Genomic DNA, 16,442 nt, shown 5'->3' with positions numbered 1-16,442 from the left:
CATTCTTTACATTCCCTTTTCTTCAGTTTTGTAATTTTTTATCAGTCTGTGTCTCATTCCTTGATATAAATTTAACATAGTTTTTGCGCCTTGTCAATTATTTTAACAAGTTTTGTATGGTTCACTGGTTTTTCACAAGTTTTTTATGCACTTTATCCTCATTTTAGTTATTTTGCATAATAACTTTTTATTTTTGTTGTGAGAAATTATTCGCGTTTATTTTTTGACAAACTTATCATTGTTAAGCTATAATAATATTAGAGTAAACTAATAAAAAGGCAATGCCATGCAATCAAAGGCACTGCAAAGAAAATTCTTTGAAACGGGGTGGGCAAATGGCTAATCCGCTGTTGCAGCACTACATCAAGCTGACAGAATTTCTCGGACAGGCACTTGGACCGGATTATGAGGTTGCTCTGCATGATATGACCGACAAAAACCGCTCTATAGTAGCCATCGCCAACAATCACATCAGTGGCCGGGAGATCGGCGCACCGCTTACCAATGTGGCGCTCAAAATCCTGATGGACAAAAGCTACGAAACGCAGGACTACCGCCTGCACTACTGCGGTCTCTCTGCCGAGGGCAAGACGCTGCGCTCGAGCACAATGTTCATCAAGCACAACGGCAAGCTGGTCGGCATGCTGTGCATCAACTTTGACGACAGCCGGTATCTGGCCGCCAGCGAAAACGTGCTGCGGCTGTGTCATCCGGATATTTTTATCGACGACCATATCGCACCGCAGCAGGCCGAACCCGGTGATCCATTCCCGCGAGCGGTTCCGGCAACGACCGAGAGCTTCCACAACTCGATCGACGCGGTGGCAGGCGATGCGGTCGGCCGCGAACTCATCCGCCTCGGCGTGACCGCCGACCGGCTCACGCCCGATGAACGGATGCAGATCATCGCCTCGCTCGAAAGCGGCGGCATTTTCCTGCTCAAGGGCGCGGTCAAGGATGTGGCCGACGCGCTGCACTGCTCGCAGGCCAGTGTGTACCGCTATCTTTCCCAGATTAAAAAGGACGACAGCAATTCCGCTTCGGAATAACAAGATCAAAACTCAAACGGCAAAACCGGAGCGAAATTCTTCCGATTTTGCCGTTTTACTTTACTTCGCTTTAGTCTGATAGCAGGAGGATGCTCTCATGTTTCAAAATTACATGCGCCGGTTGTTCTGGCTGATCCTGGGGGTTGCGGTCAGCTCGATCGGCATTGCGATGATGCTGCAGGCAAATGTCGGACTTGAGCCGTGGAGTGTGCTGCAGCAGGGCATGTCGCTGCGAACCGGCATGACCTACGGCACGGCGTCCGCTATCGCAGGCGCGGCAGCCATCCTCACGGCTGTGCTCTTCGGTGAGAGCTTCGGCTTAGGCACGATCATTAACATTGCGGGCTGCGCGGTCATAATCGACGCGATCCAGGCGGCGCACCTCATCCCGCAGACGCACGGATTGGTGAGCGGCATTGCCATGCTCATCGGCGGTCTGGAGCTGCTTGCGCTCGGCACCTGGCTGTACATGAAAAGCGCGCTCGGCAGCGGCCCCCGTGACGCGCTGATGGTCGCGCTCGCGCGTAAGTTCGGGCGGTCTGCCGGTGCGTGCCGCGCGGTCGTGGATGTGCTCGTAACGGTCATCGGCTTCTTTCTCGGCGGTCCGGTCGGTGTCGGCACCATTATTTCCGCCGTCGGACTGGGTCCGTTGATCAACCTCAATTTTGCAGCCGTGCGGTTCCGTCCGGCAAAAGTGCATCAGGAAAATGTGGCGGAAACCATTGCGAGAATTTCCGGAAAGCGGTAATTCTCCATTTTTCATCATCAATTTCAATTTATTTGTGGTCGCATCTCCGGCACTGAATCATCTCACTCATTGGGTCTGCCCTTTTCTTTTGCATATGCACAAAATTCTCCCGTAAAACACAAAAACCGCCCCGTAGACCGGAGCGGCATTTCCTCAAATACTTCAGCTATTGGGAACGGCGGCTCGGTGCAGCGAGCCGCCGTTTGCAGCTATATTACAGCGCGGCGCCCCGGTTTTGTCAAGTGACAGAACCGGGGCTGTTGTTTTTCATGTTTTTTACAAAATCACACATTCTGCGCCCGATAATACGGAACCGGGTCTGTCGTGCCGAACAAGCCGATGCCATCCATATCCTCGATGAGCAGCGTATCATCGGTTTTGCTGACATACAAATTCAGCCAAATATCATCGCCGCTATCGGCTATGGACTGACACCAGTCCGGCAGGCTCCCTACCGCCTCGGTATCGTACAGCGTGAACGCAACCGTGTACATATCGTACTGATCGGACGGATACGCCTCCGGATAGTAATACTCATTGGGGTCGTCGTACAGACACCACGCGTCGGCCGTGCTCTTGAACGTGCCGCCGTCCGCCGAGGTATACAGAATCGCCCATTCACCATTCGACTGGTCGTAGTGCAGACGGAAGGTGTCGCTGTTATCGATCACCATGCCGCTGTCCGTGCCGAGAATGCTGCTGAGATCCTGCGCCGCATAGCTGTAATCCGAATCGTACTCCGGTGCAGGGGCATTTCCGAAGCTGCTCTCAATCTCCGGCACCAGATCATCCATCACAAACGCGAAGATAGCCGGTACGATCTGCAGCAGCGCGATAACAATTATCGCAATCACCGCACCCTTTGCGCTGTTTTTCTTCGGCTTATCCTTGATGGGACGCGCCTTGCTCTTCGCCGTTTTCGCCGAGCTGCTGTTCTCTATCGTCGGATGATATTCGGTGTAGGTCTCGCGCGGCTTGCCGTGCCATTTCGGCGCGGGTCTCGTCATGCGGCCCTTGCTGCCCGCGCGTGCGCCGCACATCGGACATACGCGTTCCTCATCGTCAAAATGGATACCACAGTGCTGACATTTCACAGGACACACCTCCCTTTTACTACCTCCATCATACCAGAGATATACCGTTCAGGCAAGAGAAAAAGGATACACAAGTGTGTATCCTTTTTCTGTTATTCGAGATTGAGCTTGTGCGTGAGAATCCAGCGTGTCACAAGGAAATACACCGCATCGCTGATGAGTTCGAATACGCAGCAGAACCGCAGCATGAGATGCGCCGCATCCATCGGCGTGATGGTCTGCATGGTGCTGTCAAGCCAGCGTACCATCGCATCGGCAAGCGCCTCCGGCATGACATTGCCCCCGCCCATCATCACCAGAAGCAGGAGAACCTGCAGGGCGGTAGAAAGAACAACGTACCACACGATCGACATGAGCAGGCGGTGACGGCTTGCCAGATGACCGAGCGCAATGCACATATAGAGGAACAGCGCCATGCCCGCAATGCCGAGCACCGCCAACACGAGCAGCTCCAGCCCGAACAGCAGGCCGCCGCTCCGCGCCACACCCTTTATCATATCGACAAACAGGGTGCCGAAGGACATATCGGCAAAAATGCCGATGCTGAGGAACGCCGCGATGCCGCTCAGCGCGATCATAACCACCGCGATAATGGTTTTACTGAGCAAATGCTGCGTCACCGTGACCGGCAGGGTGAACATGAGGTAGCCCTCACTGCCGAGCAGGTTTTTGTAAAAACGCTGGATGAGGATGACCGCCGTTACCACAAATGCCGCCATCATCACGCCCATATACAGCATGGAGCTGATGGCCGGCAGCATAAAGCCGAACGTGCTGTTCTGCGGGATACTGTACAGCAGGTGTGTGACGAACGACATTAAGATCAGCACGCCGTACAGCGGCAGACAGGTCCGCGCGCAGGCTTTCCACTCATATTTCAGCAGCTTTAACATGCAAACACCTCCCGGAACAGTGCGTCAACCGATTTTCCGTGTTCCTCGCGGATATGGTCAACCGTATCGTGCAGCACCATCGCGCCTTCCTTGAGGAAAATGACCTCATCGAGCACACGCTCCACATCCGCGATGAGGTGCGTAGACAGCAGAACGGACGCGTCCTCGCTGTAATTCGAGAGAATGGTGCTCAGAATGTAGTCGCGCGCCGCCGGATCAACACCCGCGATCGGCTCATCGAGCACATACAGCTGCGCCTTGCGGCTCATGGTGAGGATGAGCTGCACCTTCTCCTGATTGCCCTTGCTGAGCGTTTTCAGGCGGCTGAGCGGGTCGATCTGCAGCGAATCCAGCATGTCGGTTGCCTTTACGCGGTCAAAATCCGTGTAAAAATCCGCAAAGAACGAAATCAGGTCGTTGACCTTCATCGCATCGTTGAGATAGTTTTTGTCGGGCAGATAGCTGATGATGCTGTGCGTGTAGGTGCCCGGCGCCTGACCGTCAATGAGCACCGAGCCGCTTGTCGGCTGCAGCAGACCGTTCAGCAGCTTGATAGTCGTTGTTTTGCCTGAGCCGTTCGGGCCGAGCAGACCGATAAACTGTCCGCGGCCGAGCGTCAGATTCAGATTATTGAGCGCGGTCTTTTTACCGTAGTTTTTTGTCAGTCCCTGACAGATAACCAGTTCGTTGTTATCCATTGTTCTTCTCCTCCCCACTGCGTTTCTCCAGAAGCGCCACAATGTCCTGCTCGGTGAAGCCAAGCTGGCTCATGCCGGACAGAAATTCCGTGATGCGTTCTCCCGCGATTTGCTCTCTTACCTTACCAATCATTTCTCTGTCCTCCGTTACATAGCGTCCGCTCGTGCGGTTGGTGAACATCAGGCCCTCGCGCTCCATTTCCGCAAGCGCGCGCTGCATGGTGTTCGGGTTGACACCCGCCTGAGCCGCCAGCTCGCGCACCGGCGGTACCTTTTCACCCGCCGCAAGCTGTCCGCTGACGATCTGCTCGGTCAGCTTTTCCACAAGCTGTTGATAGATCGGACGATCCCCCCGCAATTCCCATTGCATAAGCTCTCTCCTTTCGTTTTATTGTATTATGATAATAATACAAACATACAGATTTGTCAATAGCCTTTGCTGAAATTTTCCTGCACCGGCTGACCGGGGCACACGAACTGCCGCAGGCGGGTTCGCCCTAACGGGCGGCTCCTTTTTCTGCACCGGCTGACCGGGGCACACGAACTGCCGCAGGCGGGTTCGCCCCTAACGGGCGGCTCTTTTTTCTGCACCGGCTGACCGGGGCACACGAACTGCCGCAGGCGGGTTCGCCCCTAACGGGCGGCTCCTTTTCCTGCACCGGCTGACCGGGGCACACGAACTGCCGCAGGCGGGTTCGCCCCTAACGGGCGGCAGTTTTTTTCAGCACCGGCTGACCGAGGCACACGAACTGCCGCAGGCGGGTTCGCCCCTAACGGGCGGGGTGTTTTTCGCTGAACCTCAGCGGGGAGTTGCGCTCTGCGGAGCGCGGGAACGGTGCCGCGCCCCGCGGCGGGGGCAAAAAGGAAGGGACACCTGCGGTTTCCCTTCCTCTTTGGACTCCTACCTTTCCCTTGCTTCCTAATCTGGCGCAGATTTCCTATATGTGACCGCTTCGACATGGGAAACGGCAGAGGATTTTTTCTTCCGTGTCTTTCGCAACCTATTCGCAATGTCAGATACCGTTCTGCTACACATACGGTTTCATCTCCGCAGGCGCGACATACCCGTGTCGCGCAACTCGTTCGCGTGTTGTTACGAACAGCACCTGCGAATTATAATTGATGTTAGACTTTACCTCATCGCACCCTACGGCATAAATCGTGCAAATGATATAAGAAATAACACCCAATAAACCAAAAATGGAGAACGGAAAACCCTAACGGTAATTCTCCATTCTCCATTTTTCATTCTCAATTCTTCTCGATATCTCGGAACACGTTCGGCAAATAGAGTTCGTGCTTCGGAATCTTCTCCCACGAAAACGCTTTGACGAGCTCCTTCGCGGAGACCGGCTCTGCGGTGTCGGTCAGTCCTGCGGCGCAGGCGAGTGCACCGATGACCTGCTCGGATGTGAATTTCTCCCGCAGGAGACCGAGGTCGAGGTCCTCATCGCGCTTGGACAGACGGCGTCCGTCATGGTCGCACAGCAGCGGGATATGGATAAATTTCGGCGGCGTGAAGCCGAACAGCTCATACAGCCAGATTTGGCGCGGCGTGCTGCCGATGAGATCGTGCCCGCGCACGACCTCGGTCACGCCAGACAGGCCGTCATCCACCACGACCGCCAGTTGATACGCGAACACGCCGTCCGACCGCCGGATGATGAAGTCGCCGCACTCCTCGGTGAGCGTTTCGGTATACTCGCCGTACACGCCGTCCGTGAATGTGATGGTGCGCTCGGGCACGCGCACGCGCGTTGCAGGCGCACGCTTTCTGCGCTTTTCGGCCACTTGCTCGGGTGTTAAATCGCGGCAGGTTCCGGCGTAGACCACCCTGCCGTCCGACAGGTGCGGCGCGCTTGCGGCGTGCAGGGCCGCTCTCGAGCAGAAACACGGGTACAGCAGACCTTTTTCGCGCAAAATCGCCTCATATTGCTCGTAAACAGCCGTGCGCTCGGACTGATACGGGATTTCGCCGTCCCAGTCTAACCCCAACCACCGCAGGTCGTCGATAATTAAATCCGCGAAGCTGCGCGGACACCGCATTTCGTCCAAATCCTCAATCCGCAGCAGAAATTCGCCGTTCTGCTGCCGCGCACTCAGCCATGCCAGCAGCGCGCACAGCACGTTGCCGAGGTGCATGCGGCCGCTCGGACTGGGCGCAAAACGTCCGATGGTGTGCATGTTTTTCACTCCTTATTGCTTTTCTTCTTGGGTTTCGGTGCCGGAAGTTCGTCATACATGGCACGCAGCAGCTTCTGCAGGAAGGCGGCATCGTCGGTTTTCGTCACCCGCAGCATGGGTTTTGCGCCGTCGTACGGAAATTCATAGGGCGCATCCGGAAGGCAGCTTATCGCAGCTTTGACCGGTTTGACCAGCAGGCGGTTATCATAAATTCCGCCGACTATTTTGCCGTTGTAGTAGAGTATGTACTCCCCCATCATGGCTCGATGCGTTACGCCGTCCAGTCCGGACAGGCGGTCTAATATTTCCGCGAGAAATTCTTTTGTGGTTGCCATTATCGTCCTCTTTTCCAAGGTTTCCCCGTCACATAGCCTTTTTGATACCAGTATTCGTCGTCAACGGGATTCATTTTGCGCTTTTTATGGAACAGGCGGTACATATAAAACAATCCCTTGACCTTCGCGCACGGCGTGACATTTCCGGCATTTTTCTGAATGGCAGAAACCGTTTTCTCCACCTTTTGCTGAATTTTGTGCATGAAATTCTCGGGCAGGCTGCTCCAGTCATATCCCCAGACAGCCTGCGTGATAACGTGCGTGCGGCCGATGCCCCAGTAGTTCATGCTGTCGCGCAGATCCCGGACGGTGGATTTCATTCCGCCGCCCGCCGCGGTCGTGATGATGAGCGCCTGCTTGCACATCAGCGACAGGTCGGGACGGTGCACCAGCCAGCGGTACGCAAAGTGGTCGAGCAGGGTCTTGACCTGCCCCGGAATGTGGTAAACGTAGGTCGGCGCACAGAAAATGATCAGCTCGGAGTCATCAATCGCGGCGATGAGCTTCTGCATGTATTCGTGCCCGCCGCACTTGTCCTCGCGGCCGTTCATGCACGCATAGCAGCCCGCGCAGACATGCGGCATGTCCTGCGGCAGATAAAATTCGTGCAGCGTGCCGCCCGAAAGCAGGCGGTCGAGCACCATCTGTGCAATGCCGTAGGTGGACGATTTGGTTTTCCGTTTGTGCGGATAGATTATGGTTATGTTCACAGTGAACACCCTTTCTTGTGTGGAACAAATGACAGGATTGTGTGATTCTCCGCTGCGCGGGCGAGCACTTTTCGCCCCTGCGGTTGCACATGTGCAGATCATTGACGAGTGACACGCTCTCCGCTCTCACGCATCCTCCTGCCTTCAAACTCCTACCTTGTAATATTACCACATTCACCCTATGCTTTACAACTCCCCTGCTCTCTTGTATAATGTAGGCAAACGAGGTGATACACATGAAAAAACGAATGCTTGCGCTGCTGCTGGGTCTGCTCTGCACCGGACTGACGGCCTGCGGCAGCACGGATACCGCCGCAAAGGACGAAACGCCGTCCGCGCCGACCGTCGAGCAGCCCGAGCCGGAACCCACGCCGGAGGAGGTCCGCCGGACGGCGGCGGAGCAGTATGCGGACAGCTTGACGCTCGAGGAGCAGGTCGCGCAGATGTTCTTCGTGCGCTGTCCGGAGACCGACGCCGCGGCGCTGACCGCGCAGTACGACATCGGCGGCTATCTGCTGTTTGCGCGCGATTTTGACGGCCAGACCAAGGAATCCGTCGCAAACACCATCGCATCCTACCAGAATGCCGCAAAAACGCCCATGCTCATCGGCGTGGACGAGGAAGGTGGCACGGTCGTGCGCGTCAGCTCCAACCCGAATCTGCATGACACGAAATTCCAGTCACCGCAGGCGCTGTACCGCGAGGGCGGCTTTGACCGCATCACGAGCGACACCGCCGAGAAGGACGCGCTGCTGCGCGATTTGGGTATCAACGTCAATTTTGCGCCCGTGTGCGACGTTTCGACCGACCCGAGCGATTTCATTTACGCGCGCAGCTTCGGCATGGACGCCGAGCAGACCGGCGAATACGTCCGCACGGTGGTCACGCAGATGGTCAGCGACAAGACCGGCATGGTGCTCAAGCACTTCCCCGGCTACGGCAATAACGCGGACACGCACACCGGCATCGCCATTGACGAACGGCCGATGGACACCTTCCGGCAGTCGGATTTCCTGCCGTTTCAGGCGGGCATTGCGAGCGGGGCGCAGTCGGTTCTCGTCAGCCATAATGTGGTAAACTGCATGGACACCGACCGGCCGGCATCGCTTTCAGCCGAGGTGCACCGCATTCTCCGCGAGGAACTCGGCTTTGACGGCGTAATCCTGACCGATGACCTGATCATGGACGCCATCCGCGATTACACCGGCGGCGAAAACGCAGCGGTGCTTGCCGTACAGGCGGGCAATGATATGCTCACCTCGTCGGATTTCGAGACCCAGTACAACGCCGTGCTTGCTGCCGTGCAGGACGGCACGATTCCTGAGTCGCAGATTCACGCTTCCGCCGTGCGTGTCATCGACTGGAAAATGCAGCTTGGACTGATTTCCTATGACGCGTAAACAACAGAGTCCCGGCCTTGTCGCTTGACAAAGCCGGGACTCTGCGCTATAATCTTAAGTACAAACGGCGGCTCTCTGCCAAGAGCGGTCGTTCCTCGGATCGATTTTATGTCGAGAAGAAGGCCGCTTTCTTATTCAGGGGGAGCGGTTATTTCTTTATGTATCCTAAGATACCAAAGACGATCGTGGTGATCAACTGAAACAACAGCAGCGTTTCGGAAATTGACATCCAGATCACCTCCCTTTTTATCGAGGGAGGAACAACCTTTTTTCACCGTTTGCACTTTGATTATAGCATGTATGTCATATCGCGTCAATCAACCGTCTTTTCAGACGGTTTCAGCTTGTCGAAAAAGTCAGATTTCTATTTTGTGCTTCGTGCGACAGCACGCATAAAATAGAATTTGCGCAGCAAATTCATAAAACCCGGGGGCGTGTCCCTTGTTTTTTATACAAGGGAAGAAAAAATGTGTCCGGAGGACGCGGTTTTTCTTCAGCATTCGATCGAAAGCGTGGTTTCGATCGAGAGGCTGCTCGAAAAACGATAGTTTTTCGACAGCCTCCAACCGTCTTTTCAGACGGTTTTTTATTTTTGCTGCAAGAGACGGACGCATGTATCCGTCTTTTTTTCTGTCATAAAATGCAAAAAACCGCCCCAAAAGGCGGCTTATTGACAGATTTCGATTTCATATGCTATAATCGAGACGGACAAGTTCACATAGCGGTCAGACCCTCTGTTCCTTTCCCGCTGTCTGCGGCAGGAAGGAGGTGGCGCGAATGCGGAAAAAGGCATTTCAGCTTTTCGTATGTACAGTAATCCTGCTGTACATCTTCTGTATAAAAGCGCGATGACCGCTCGTCTGACTCACGAACGGTCATCATAACAAATTTCGATGACTGAGGGTCTGACTGCTGAACAGTGTCCTCTTGGGTATATTATACCCGAGCAGCCCCGGCTTTGTCAAGCGACAAGGCCGGGGTTCCCTTTTACCTTTTGTGTTGATATAAGCCTATCCGCCAATCCCTCCGTCGATTTGACGGAACTCTAAGCATAGGAAAAGGAGCAAGGTGGGTTTTAACCTTGCTCCTATCGGTCAGAATATGCTATTCAGTTCAACAAACTGGAATTTTCAAATTAGTCTTTGCAAATAACCTTTGAATCTTCACCATCAATTACAATTCCCTGACGGTTGTTAATTGGGCATAGATTCAAATCCGAAAACTCAGTCATTATTTTCTCGGTAACTTTCTTAAATGGTGCTGTAAGATAATGCGGAAGAACATAGAAATCAATCAAATCAAGTCCTGCATCATCTTCTTGTGAGTAGTCCTCCGGCTTTTCATCCATTTGCTCGATATATTGGATGCTTGGAGCGCATATAATTGCGCCTGCCGACTCGCCGATCATCAATTTTCCATTTGCCAATTCCTTTTTCAGCAGTCCATCAGTTCCCGTTTTACGGAGCTGGTCCATAAGAAAGAAAGAATTTCCGCCGGTAAAATATATCACATCTGCTTCTTCAAAAACAGACTGTATCGTTGAATAAGCCTCCGTTGAAATATCAATTTCAGTTACGATCGCTCCCAACTTTTTGAATAATTTTCGAGCCGAGCCGACATAACCGGTGTAGCCTTCACGCAGTGAAGCTGTTGGAATAAATACGACTTTCTTATTTTCAATTTCTTCCTTTATCAGACTTCCTACACTTGAAAAGTGCGAACATAAAAATAATTTCATCAATATTCTCCTTTATAAATTTCGATTTTTATATTTGATTATAAAATAGATGTCTGCTGTTTGCAATGTATATTTATAAGCTCATTTCCCATAAGTACACAATTCTGAAAAGAGAGAATTCTTTTGTATCATACAATATTTTTGTGCTTCTTTCGAGGCATGAAAAGATGCCGAAGCTGCCTTCGGCATCTTTTTGGTATCCAGTATCGGTTATGTGCGTGATTTAGTGAAATCACCGGAGTTATACCCCATCAACAAAAAGGGGAAAAGGGACGGCCGGGGTTTTGCTATGCAGACGAAGTGAATCCTCAATTCATCTCAATCGCAGATATTCTTTCCGATATCCGCGGTGGCGTAGGCATTCTGCAGGGTTTTGCCGCGGGTGCCCGCCTGATACTCATAATACGCCTGACTGCCGATCATGGCGGCGTTATCGCCGCACAGCTGCAGCGGCGGCATAAACAGCTGGACGTGCTCACGCTTTGCCATCTCCTGCAGGGCCGCCCGCAGGAAGGAATTGGCTGCCACGCCGCCCGCACACACAACGCGCCGCGCATGGGTCTGCTTGACGGCCATCTCCAGCCGCGGCACGAGCGTATGCACGACAGCCGCGCAGAACGAGGCCGCAAGACCGTTCCGGTCGATGGTTTCGCCCTTCTGCTCGGCGTTGTGCGCCAGATTGATGACCGCCGTTTTGAGTCCCGAGAAGGAGAAATCCAGCGGCGCATCCTTGATGTGCGAATCCGGCAGCTTGTACATCTTCGCATCGCCGTCCTGCGCCAGCTTATCGATTTTCGGGCCGCCCGGATAGCCGACACCGAGCACGCGGGCGACTTTATCGAACGCCTCGCCTGCTGCGTCGTCGCGTGTGCCGCCGAGGATTTCAAACTCGGTGTAGCTTTTCACCATCACGATCTCACTGTGACCGCCGGACGCAATCAGTGTCAAAAACGGCGGTTTCAGCTCCGGATACGCCAGATAAGTAGCCGCAATGTGTCCCCGGATGTGGTGCACCGGAATGAACGGCTTGTTCATCGCAAAGGCGAGCGACTTGCCGAAGTTCGCGCCGACGAGCAGCGCACCGATCAGTCCGGGCGCGCAGGTCGCGGCAACCGCGTCCACGTCGTGCTTGTCCATTTCCGCATCCTTGAGCGCCTGCTCGGTCACGCGCACGACCGCCTCCATGTGCCGCCGAGACGCGATTTCCGGCACAACGCCGCCGTACAGCGCGTGCGTGGCGATTTGCGTGTCCACCACGCTCGACAGGATTTTTCGTCCGTCCTCGATGACGGCTGCCGCCGTTTCATCGCACGAGGACTCGATTGCAAGTATTTTCATGGTTAATCTCCTAAATTTTTCTCAAAGCACAGGCAGTTTTCCGCGCCCGCCGGACTGCCGTAGTACGGAATGACGCGATAGCCGAGCTTGGTGTACAGCGCCGCCGAATCCTCGGTCGTGCGGGCGGTCTCGAGGATGGCCTTGGTGAAGCCGTGCTTTGCCGCATCCTGCTCGAGAGCCGCAATGACCGCGCTCGCAACGCCCTTTCGGCGGAACTCCGGCGCGATGTAAATGCGCTTGACCTCGAATGTCCCCTCGTCGATCTTCTTCCACGCGCCGCAGCCTGCGGGCTTGCCGTCCTCGTACGCGACGATGCGGCAGTTAAACAGATGCGGCAGGTTGTACTTGGCGTAGCGCTTCTCCACCTCACCAACGAGCATGAAATAATACTCGTCCAGCGCAGCGGTCAGGTCGTGAAAATCCCTGTTTTCCGCGTCAACAAAGCGAAGCTCCAGCATGGCAAAATCCTCCTTCAAATCAGTGAAATCGTCATTAAAACTGCATTTTCTGTGGGATTGCTGTAAAAATTCTTCCGTTTTCCGACCGGTGCAAATCCGGCTCCGGTGTAGAGCGCTATCGCCGGTGCATTGCTCTCGCGCACCTCGAGCGTCACAAACGCCAGCTTGTTTTCTCCGGCTTTCGCTGTCAGCTCGGCAATCAGCGCCCGCGCGATGCCCTGCCGCCGGAAGTCGGGCGACACGGCAACATTGGTAATATACCCCTCGTCGAGCACGGTCTGGCAGCCGACGTAACCCGCCGTTCTGCCGTCCTGCTCCGCCACGAGAAAAATGCCCTTGCCCAGCTCCTCGCGCAGCATGTTCTCGCTCCACGGCGCGTGAAAGCACGCGCGCTCAATCTCCGCCAGCGCCGCGAGATGGCGCTCCTGCATCACGACAATTTTCATCGGCTCAGGTTCTTGATGACCGCCTGCACGCCCTTGTCGATCTCGGCGGCAGAGCGGCGGTAGGTGGCGAGATCGCCGCCGAACGGGTCGGAAATGTCCTCGGGCAGCAGCGTGAAAATCTTGTCCGCGCAGTCCGGGAACAGCTCGCACAGCCGGTCGTAGTGCGAGCCGGTCATGCAGACCAGATACTTCGCGTTTTCGGCCATCTCGGCGGTCAGCTGACGCGAGCGGTGCGCCGAAATATCCGCGCCGCGTTCTCCGGCTGCGGCAACCGCGTTCGCGGAAGCCGGAAGGCCGTTTTCGGTGTATAATCCGGCAGAAGCCGCCGTTAAACCGGTCTTTTCCTCGCCGTTATGTGCGCGGAATAAGCCTTCCGCCATCGGGGAACGGCAGGTGTTGCCGGTGCATACAAAAATTATCGTTTCCATGTTATTCCTCCGAGAGAGTTTTTAAGAGAGTGGAGAGTGAGGAGTGGAGAGTGAAGATTATCGGCCGATTTCGCTCTTGCGTTCTCTTCACTCTCAACTCTCCACTCTTCACTCTTTTACCAAGCTCTTCACTCTTTTACTTGGTATCATACCAGCTGTGCCCCGCCTTGGCCTCTGCCACAAGCGGTGCATCCATCTGGAATGCGTTCTCCATCTCCTCGGTGAGCAGACGCATGGCGGTTTCCTGCTCGTCCTTCGGTGCCTCGAGGATAAGTTCGTCGTGCACCTGGAGAATCAATCGGCTCTGCAGACCGTCTCTCAGCAGGCGGTCGCGGACGCGTACCATGGCGATTTTGATGATATCCGCGGCGGTGCCCTGAATCGGGGTATTCATGGCGACACGCTCACCGAACGAGCGCATATTGAAGTTCTTGCTCTTCAGCTCGGGCAGCGCGCGGCGGCGACCAAACAGCGTGGAAACATAGCCCTGCTCCCTGCCGGTCTGCTTGATGTCCTCCATATATTTCTTCACGCCCGGATAGGTGTCAAGGTAGGTTTTGATAAACTCGCCCGCCTCTTTGCGCGTCACGCCGATATCCTGCGCGAGCGAGAAATCCGAAATGCCGTACACGATGCCGAAGTTGACCGCCTTGCACGAGGAGCGCATCTGCGGCGTGACCTCCTCAAGCGGCACATGGTAGACCTTGGCAGCCGTCGCAGCGTGAATATCCTGCCCGTGCTTGAAGGCTTCGATCATGTGCTCGTCCTGTGAGATATGCGCGAGCACGCGCAGCTCAATCTGCGAATAATCCGCGTCGATCAGGACGTGATTTTCGTCCGGTGCGACAAACATGCGGCGCAGTTCGCGGCCAAGCTCGGTGCGGACCGGAATATTCTGCAGGTTCGGGTCGGTCGAGGACAGGCGTCCGGTGGCGGTCACGGTCTGCTGAAAATGCGTGTGAATGCGTCCGTCCACCGGACTGATGACCTTGAGAAGTCCCTCAACGTAGGTGCTTTTCAGCTTGGTCAGCTTGCGGTACTCGAGGATGCGCGGCACGATCGGGTGGTCCTCCGCGATACGCTCAAGCACCTCAACGTTGGTGGAATAGCCTGTTTTTGTCTTTTTCGGGGCGTGCAGGCCGAGTTTCTCGAACAGCACCTCACCCAGCTGCTTGGGACTGTTGATGTTGAACTCGCCGTCCGCGTCATGATAAATCTGCTCGGTCAGGTCGCGGATACGCACGTCCAGCTTGTCACCGAAGGCACGCAGCTCATCCGGCTCGACCGCACAGCCCGCCGCTTCCATCTCAGCCAGCACGCGCAGGAGCGGCAGCTCGATTTCGTAGTACAGCTTTCGCATGCCAAGCTGCTCAATCCGGTCAGCCGCCTCGGCGTAAATGGCGCGCAGCGCGCCGACATGCTGCGCCACGGCCTTCTCGGTGTCCTCCTGACCGCCGAGCAGCGAAACCGCCGCCGGATCGTCCAGATCCAGCTCGGGCAGCTCGGCATTGCAGTACGCAAGCGCAAGCCGCGGCAGATCGTAGCCGGACTGGGTCGGGTCGAGCAGGTACGCCGCGATGGCGGTGTCAAACACGATGCCCTTCGGGTCCATGCCGCGCTGCAGCAGTGCCCGCACGGCGGCCTTCGCATCGTGCAGCACGAGCGACAGCGTGCCGTCGAACAGGCGGCACAGAATGTCGTTCCACGCGTCACCGAACGCCTCCGCGAACAGGATGTGCGCCGTGTCGCCGTCCAGCAGGCAAACTGCACCTAAGGTTTCCGGCACGATGGCGTACACACGGTCGCAATCAGTCAGCGAATCCATTAAGTTGAACGCTTCGAGCACATTCTGGGCTCGTTCTGTTTTCAGCTCCGGCAGACGCGGCGCGGACACGCTCTCGCCCGAAAGGTCAAACCGCTTGATGAAGTTTTTGAACTCCAGCCGGGTCAGCAGGTCGTAGAGCGCGGTCTCGTCGATGTCCTGCGCGGGCAGGTGCTCCACATCGAGGTCGAGCGGCACGTTGCGGTCGATGGTGGCAAGCCAGTAGCTGTCCTTCGCGGACTGCTCGCCGTTCTGCAGCTTGGTGCGCGCACCCTTTTTGATGCGCTCGTCGTCGATATTCGCGTACACGCCCTCGAGCGTGCCGAAGTCGTGCAGGAGCTGCATGGCGGTCTTTTCACCGATGCCGGGCACGCCGGGAATATTGTCCGACGAATCGCCCATGAGCGCCTTGAGGTCAATCAGGCGAATCGGGTCGAAGCCGTATTTCTCGCGGAAGGCGGCGGTGTCGTAGGTCTGATAGGTGGTCTGGCCCATGCGGGTGGAGACCAGCATGACGGTCGTGCCGCCGCCGACAAGCTGCAGGCTGTCGCGGTCACCGGTTACGACCACGCAGGTGTCGCCGTGCTCGTCCGCGCGGCGGCTGATGGTGCCGAGCAGGTCATCCGCCTCGTAGCCCGCCTTTTCGCAGCGGGTAACGCCCAGGGCATCGAGCACCTGCTTTGTAATCGGCAGCTGTGCGGCCAGTTCGTCCGGCATGCCCTTGCGGGTTGCCTTGTAGGTGTCGAATTTAAGGTGACGGAAGGTTTTCTCCTTCACGTCAAAGCAGACGATGGTGCGGTCGGGCTGCTCCTCGTCCTGCAGTTTGAACAGCGTAGCCAGAAAGCCGTAAACCGCGTTGGTGGGCAGTCCCTCGTGGTTGGTCAACTGCCGGATGCCGTAGAACGCGCGGTTCAATATGCTGTTGCCGTCTATCACCATGATTTTCATGTGTATTTTCCTCGCTCATTTATACATTATATATAGTATACCACAGCGGCTGCTAAACGTTAAGTTTAACGTAAATTTTTATGCCACTGGTGGTATACGCCATTCAATCATTTATAATAGCCAAATGAGGCTATTATACCACAATTTCCGCTG

General features: G+C 55.4%; 16 protein-coding genes. 3 read left to right on the top strand and 13 right to left on the bottom strand.

What is annotated here, in order from left to right:
- The first annotated feature begins 335 nt into the window (after positions 1 to 335).
- Both DW724_RS05265 and DW724_RS05260 read left to right on the top strand, forming a co-directional pair.
- Positions 336 to 1,049: a helix-turn-helix transcriptional regulator gene (locus DW724_RS05265; protein ID WP_117492159.1), complete on the top strand. Its 714-nt coding sequence runs from the start codon at positions 336 to 338 to the stop codon at positions 1,047 to 1,049.
- Positions 1,050 to 1,146: 97 nt separating this feature from the next.
- Positions 1,147 to 1,797, top strand: a complete 651-nt coding sequence (locus DW724_RS05260) for a YczE/YyaS/YitT family protein (RefSeq protein WP_118760878.1) — start codon at positions 1,147 to 1,149, stop codon at positions 1,795 to 1,797.
- Between the two features lie 284 nt (positions 1,798 to 2,081).
- Here the strand turns inward: DW724_RS05260 and DW724_RS05255 are convergent, their stop codons facing one another.
- The 7 genes from DW724_RS05255 to DW724_RS05225 form a co-directional block, all read right to left on the bottom strand.
- Complete coding sequence (locus DW724_RS05255; protein ID WP_118760877.1) at positions 2,082 to 2,891, bottom strand: zinc ribbon domain-containing protein; 810 nt, start codon at positions 2,889 to 2,891, stop codon at positions 2,082 to 2,084.
- A gap of 92 nt (positions 2,892 to 2,983) precedes the next feature.
- The gene (locus DW724_RS05250) at positions 2,984 to 3,784 is read right to left on the bottom strand and encodes a hypothetical protein (RefSeq protein WP_118760876.1); all 801 of its coding nucleotides are present in this window, start codon (positions 3,782 to 3,784) and stop codon (positions 2,984 to 2,986) included.
- Positions 3,778 to 4,482 carry an ABC transporter ATP-binding protein gene (locus DW724_RS05245; RefSeq protein WP_110435051.1) on the bottom strand — a complete coding sequence of 235 codons (705 nt, stop codon included), beginning with the start codon at positions 4,480 to 4,482 and terminating at the stop codon, positions 3,778 to 3,780. The genes DW724_RS05250 and DW724_RS05245 overlap by 7 nt, the downstream gene beginning before the upstream one ends.
- Complete coding sequence (locus DW724_RS05240; RefSeq protein WP_117492165.1) at positions 4,475 to 4,852, bottom strand: GntR family transcriptional regulator; 378 nt, start codon at positions 4,850 to 4,852, stop codon at positions 4,475 to 4,477. Before DW724_RS05240 ends, DW724_RS05245 begins: the two co-directional genes overlap by 8 nt.
- Before the next feature lie 881 nt (positions 4,853 to 5,733).
- The gene (gene gluQRS, locus DW724_RS05235) at positions 5,734 to 6,666 is read right to left on the bottom strand and encodes a tRNA glutamyl-Q(34) synthetase GluQRS (protein WP_118760875.1); all 933 of its coding nucleotides are present in this window, start codon (positions 6,664 to 6,666) and stop codon (positions 5,734 to 5,736) included.
- A 5-nt stretch (positions 6,667 to 6,671) separates the two neighbouring features.
- Entirely contained in the window at positions 6,672 to 7,001 is a 330-nt protein-coding gene (locus tag DW724_RS05230) for a TfoX/Sxy family protein (protein ID WP_118285141.1), read from the bottom strand.
- Positions 7,001 to 7,711: a flavodoxin family protein gene (locus DW724_RS05225; RefSeq protein WP_158580218.1), complete on the bottom strand. Its 711-nt coding sequence runs from the start codon at positions 7,709 to 7,711 to the stop codon at positions 7,001 to 7,003. Before DW724_RS05225 ends, DW724_RS05230 begins: the two co-directional genes overlap by 1 nt.
- Positions 7,712 to 7,947: 236 nt before the next feature.
- On the opposite strand from DW724_RS05225, the gene DW724_RS05220 reads away from it, so the two are divergent.
- The gene (locus DW724_RS05220) at positions 7,948 to 9,111 is read left to right on the top strand and encodes a glycoside hydrolase family 3 protein (protein ID WP_118760873.1); all 1,164 of its coding nucleotides are present in this window, start codon (positions 7,948 to 7,950) and stop codon (positions 9,109 to 9,111) included.
- Positions 9,112 to 10,246: 1,135 nt separating this feature from the next.
- On the opposite strand, the gene DW724_RS05210 is transcribed toward DW724_RS05220, so the two are convergent.
- The 6 genes from DW724_RS05210 to polA form a co-directional block, all read right to left on the bottom strand.
- On the bottom strand, positions 10,247 to 10,849 hold the full coding sequence (locus DW724_RS05210) for a Type 1 glutamine amidotransferase-like domain-containing protein (protein ID WP_118760871.1): 603 nt from the start codon (positions 10,847 to 10,849) through the stop codon (positions 10,247 to 10,249).
- Positions 10,850 to 11,167: 318 nt separating this feature from the next.
- Positions 11,168 to 12,187 carry a tRNA (adenosine(37)-N6)-threonylcarbamoyltransferase complex transferase subunit TsaD gene (gene tsaD, locus DW724_RS05205; RefSeq protein WP_118760870.1) on the bottom strand — a complete coding sequence of 340 codons (1,020 nt, stop codon included), beginning with the start codon at positions 12,185 to 12,187 and terminating at the stop codon, positions 11,168 to 11,170.
- Between the two features lie 2 nt (positions 12,188 to 12,189).
- Positions 12,190 to 12,645, bottom strand: coding sequence for a GNAT family N-acetyltransferase (locus DW724_RS05200; RefSeq protein ID WP_117492634.1), 456 nt, complete (start codon positions 12,643 to 12,645; stop codon positions 12,190 to 12,192).
- A 14-nt stretch (positions 12,646 to 12,659) separates the two neighbouring features.
- Complete coding sequence (gene rimI, locus DW724_RS05195) at positions 12,660 to 13,091, bottom strand: ribosomal protein S18-alanine N-acetyltransferase (RefSeq protein ID WP_118760869.1); 432 nt, start codon at positions 13,089 to 13,091, stop codon at positions 12,660 to 12,662.
- On the bottom strand, positions 13,088 to 13,519 hold the full coding sequence (locus tag DW724_RS05190; RefSeq protein ID WP_118760868.1) for a low molecular weight protein arginine phosphatase: 432 nt from the start codon (positions 13,517 to 13,519) through the stop codon (positions 13,088 to 13,090). Before DW724_RS05190 ends, rimI begins: the two co-directional genes overlap by 4 nt.
- A gap of 136 nt (positions 13,520 to 13,655) precedes the next feature.
- Positions 13,656 to 16,289: a DNA polymerase I gene (polA, locus tag DW724_RS05185; protein ID WP_118760867.1), complete on the bottom strand. Its 2,634-nt coding sequence runs from the start codon at positions 16,287 to 16,289 to the stop codon at positions 13,656 to 13,658.
- Between the last annotated feature and the right edge of the window lie 153 nt (positions 16,290 to 16,442).

Origin of the sequence: Butyricicoccus sp. AM27-36 (assembly GCF_003480945.1) — a bacterium.
GTDB classification, from domain to species: domain Bacteria; phylum Bacillota; class Clostridia; order Oscillospirales; family Butyricicoccaceae; genus Agathobaculum; species Agathobaculum butyriciproducens.
The sequence above is the reverse complement of the archived record's forward strand: the minus strand, read 5'-3'. Positions and strand labels throughout refer to the sequence as shown.

Coding starts and splice junctions, on each gene's coding strand:
- DW724_RS05265 (WP_117492159.1), top strand. CDS start 336: ATGGCTAATCCGCTGTTGCAGCACTACATCAAGCTGACAGAATTTCTC.
- DW724_RS05260 (WP_118760878.1), top strand. CDS start 1,147: ATGTTTCAAAATTACATGCGCCGGTTGTTCTGGCTGATCCTGGGGGTT.
- DW724_RS05250 (WP_118760876.1), bottom strand. CDS start 3,784: ATGTTAAAGCTGCTGAAATATGAGTGGAAAGCCTGCGCGCGGACCTGT.
- DW724_RS05245 (WP_110435051.1), bottom strand. CDS start 4,482: ATGGATAACAACGAACTGGTTATCTGTCAGGGACTGACAAAAAACTAC.
- DW724_RS05240 (WP_117492165.1), bottom strand. CDS start 4,852: ATGCAATGGGAATTGCGGGGGGATCGTCCGATCTATCAACAGCTTGTG.
- gluQRS (WP_118760875.1), bottom strand. CDS start 6,666: ATGCACACCATCGGACGTTTTGCGCCCAGTCCGAGCGGCCGCATGCAC.
- DW724_RS05230 (WP_118285141.1), bottom strand. CDS start 7,001: ATGGCAACCACAAAAGAATTTCTCGCGGAAATATTAGACCGCCTGTCC.
- DW724_RS05220 (WP_118760873.1), top strand. CDS start 7,948: ATGAAAAAACGAATGCTTGCGCTGCTGCTGGGTCTGCTCTGCACCGGA.
- DW724_RS05210 (WP_118760871.1), bottom strand. CDS start 10,849: ATGAAATTATTTTTATGTTCGCACTTTTCAAGTGTAGGAAGTCTGATA.
- tsaD (WP_118760870.1), bottom strand. CDS start 12,187: ATGAAAATACTTGCAATCGAGTCCTCGTGCGATGAAACGGCGGCAGCC.
- DW724_RS05200 (WP_117492634.1), bottom strand. CDS start 12,645: ATGCTGGAGCTTCGCTTTGTTGACGCGGAAAACAGGGATTTTCACGAC.
- rimI (WP_118760869.1), bottom strand. CDS start 13,091: ATGAAAATTGTCGTGATGCAGGAGCGCCATCTCGCGGCGCTGGCGGAG.
- DW724_RS05190 (WP_118760868.1), bottom strand. CDS start 13,519: ATGGAAACGATAATTTTTGTATGCACCGGCAACACCTGCCGTTCCCCG.
- polA (WP_118760867.1), bottom strand. CDS start 16,289: ATGAAAATCATGGTGATAGACGGCAACAGCATATTGAACCGCGCGTTC.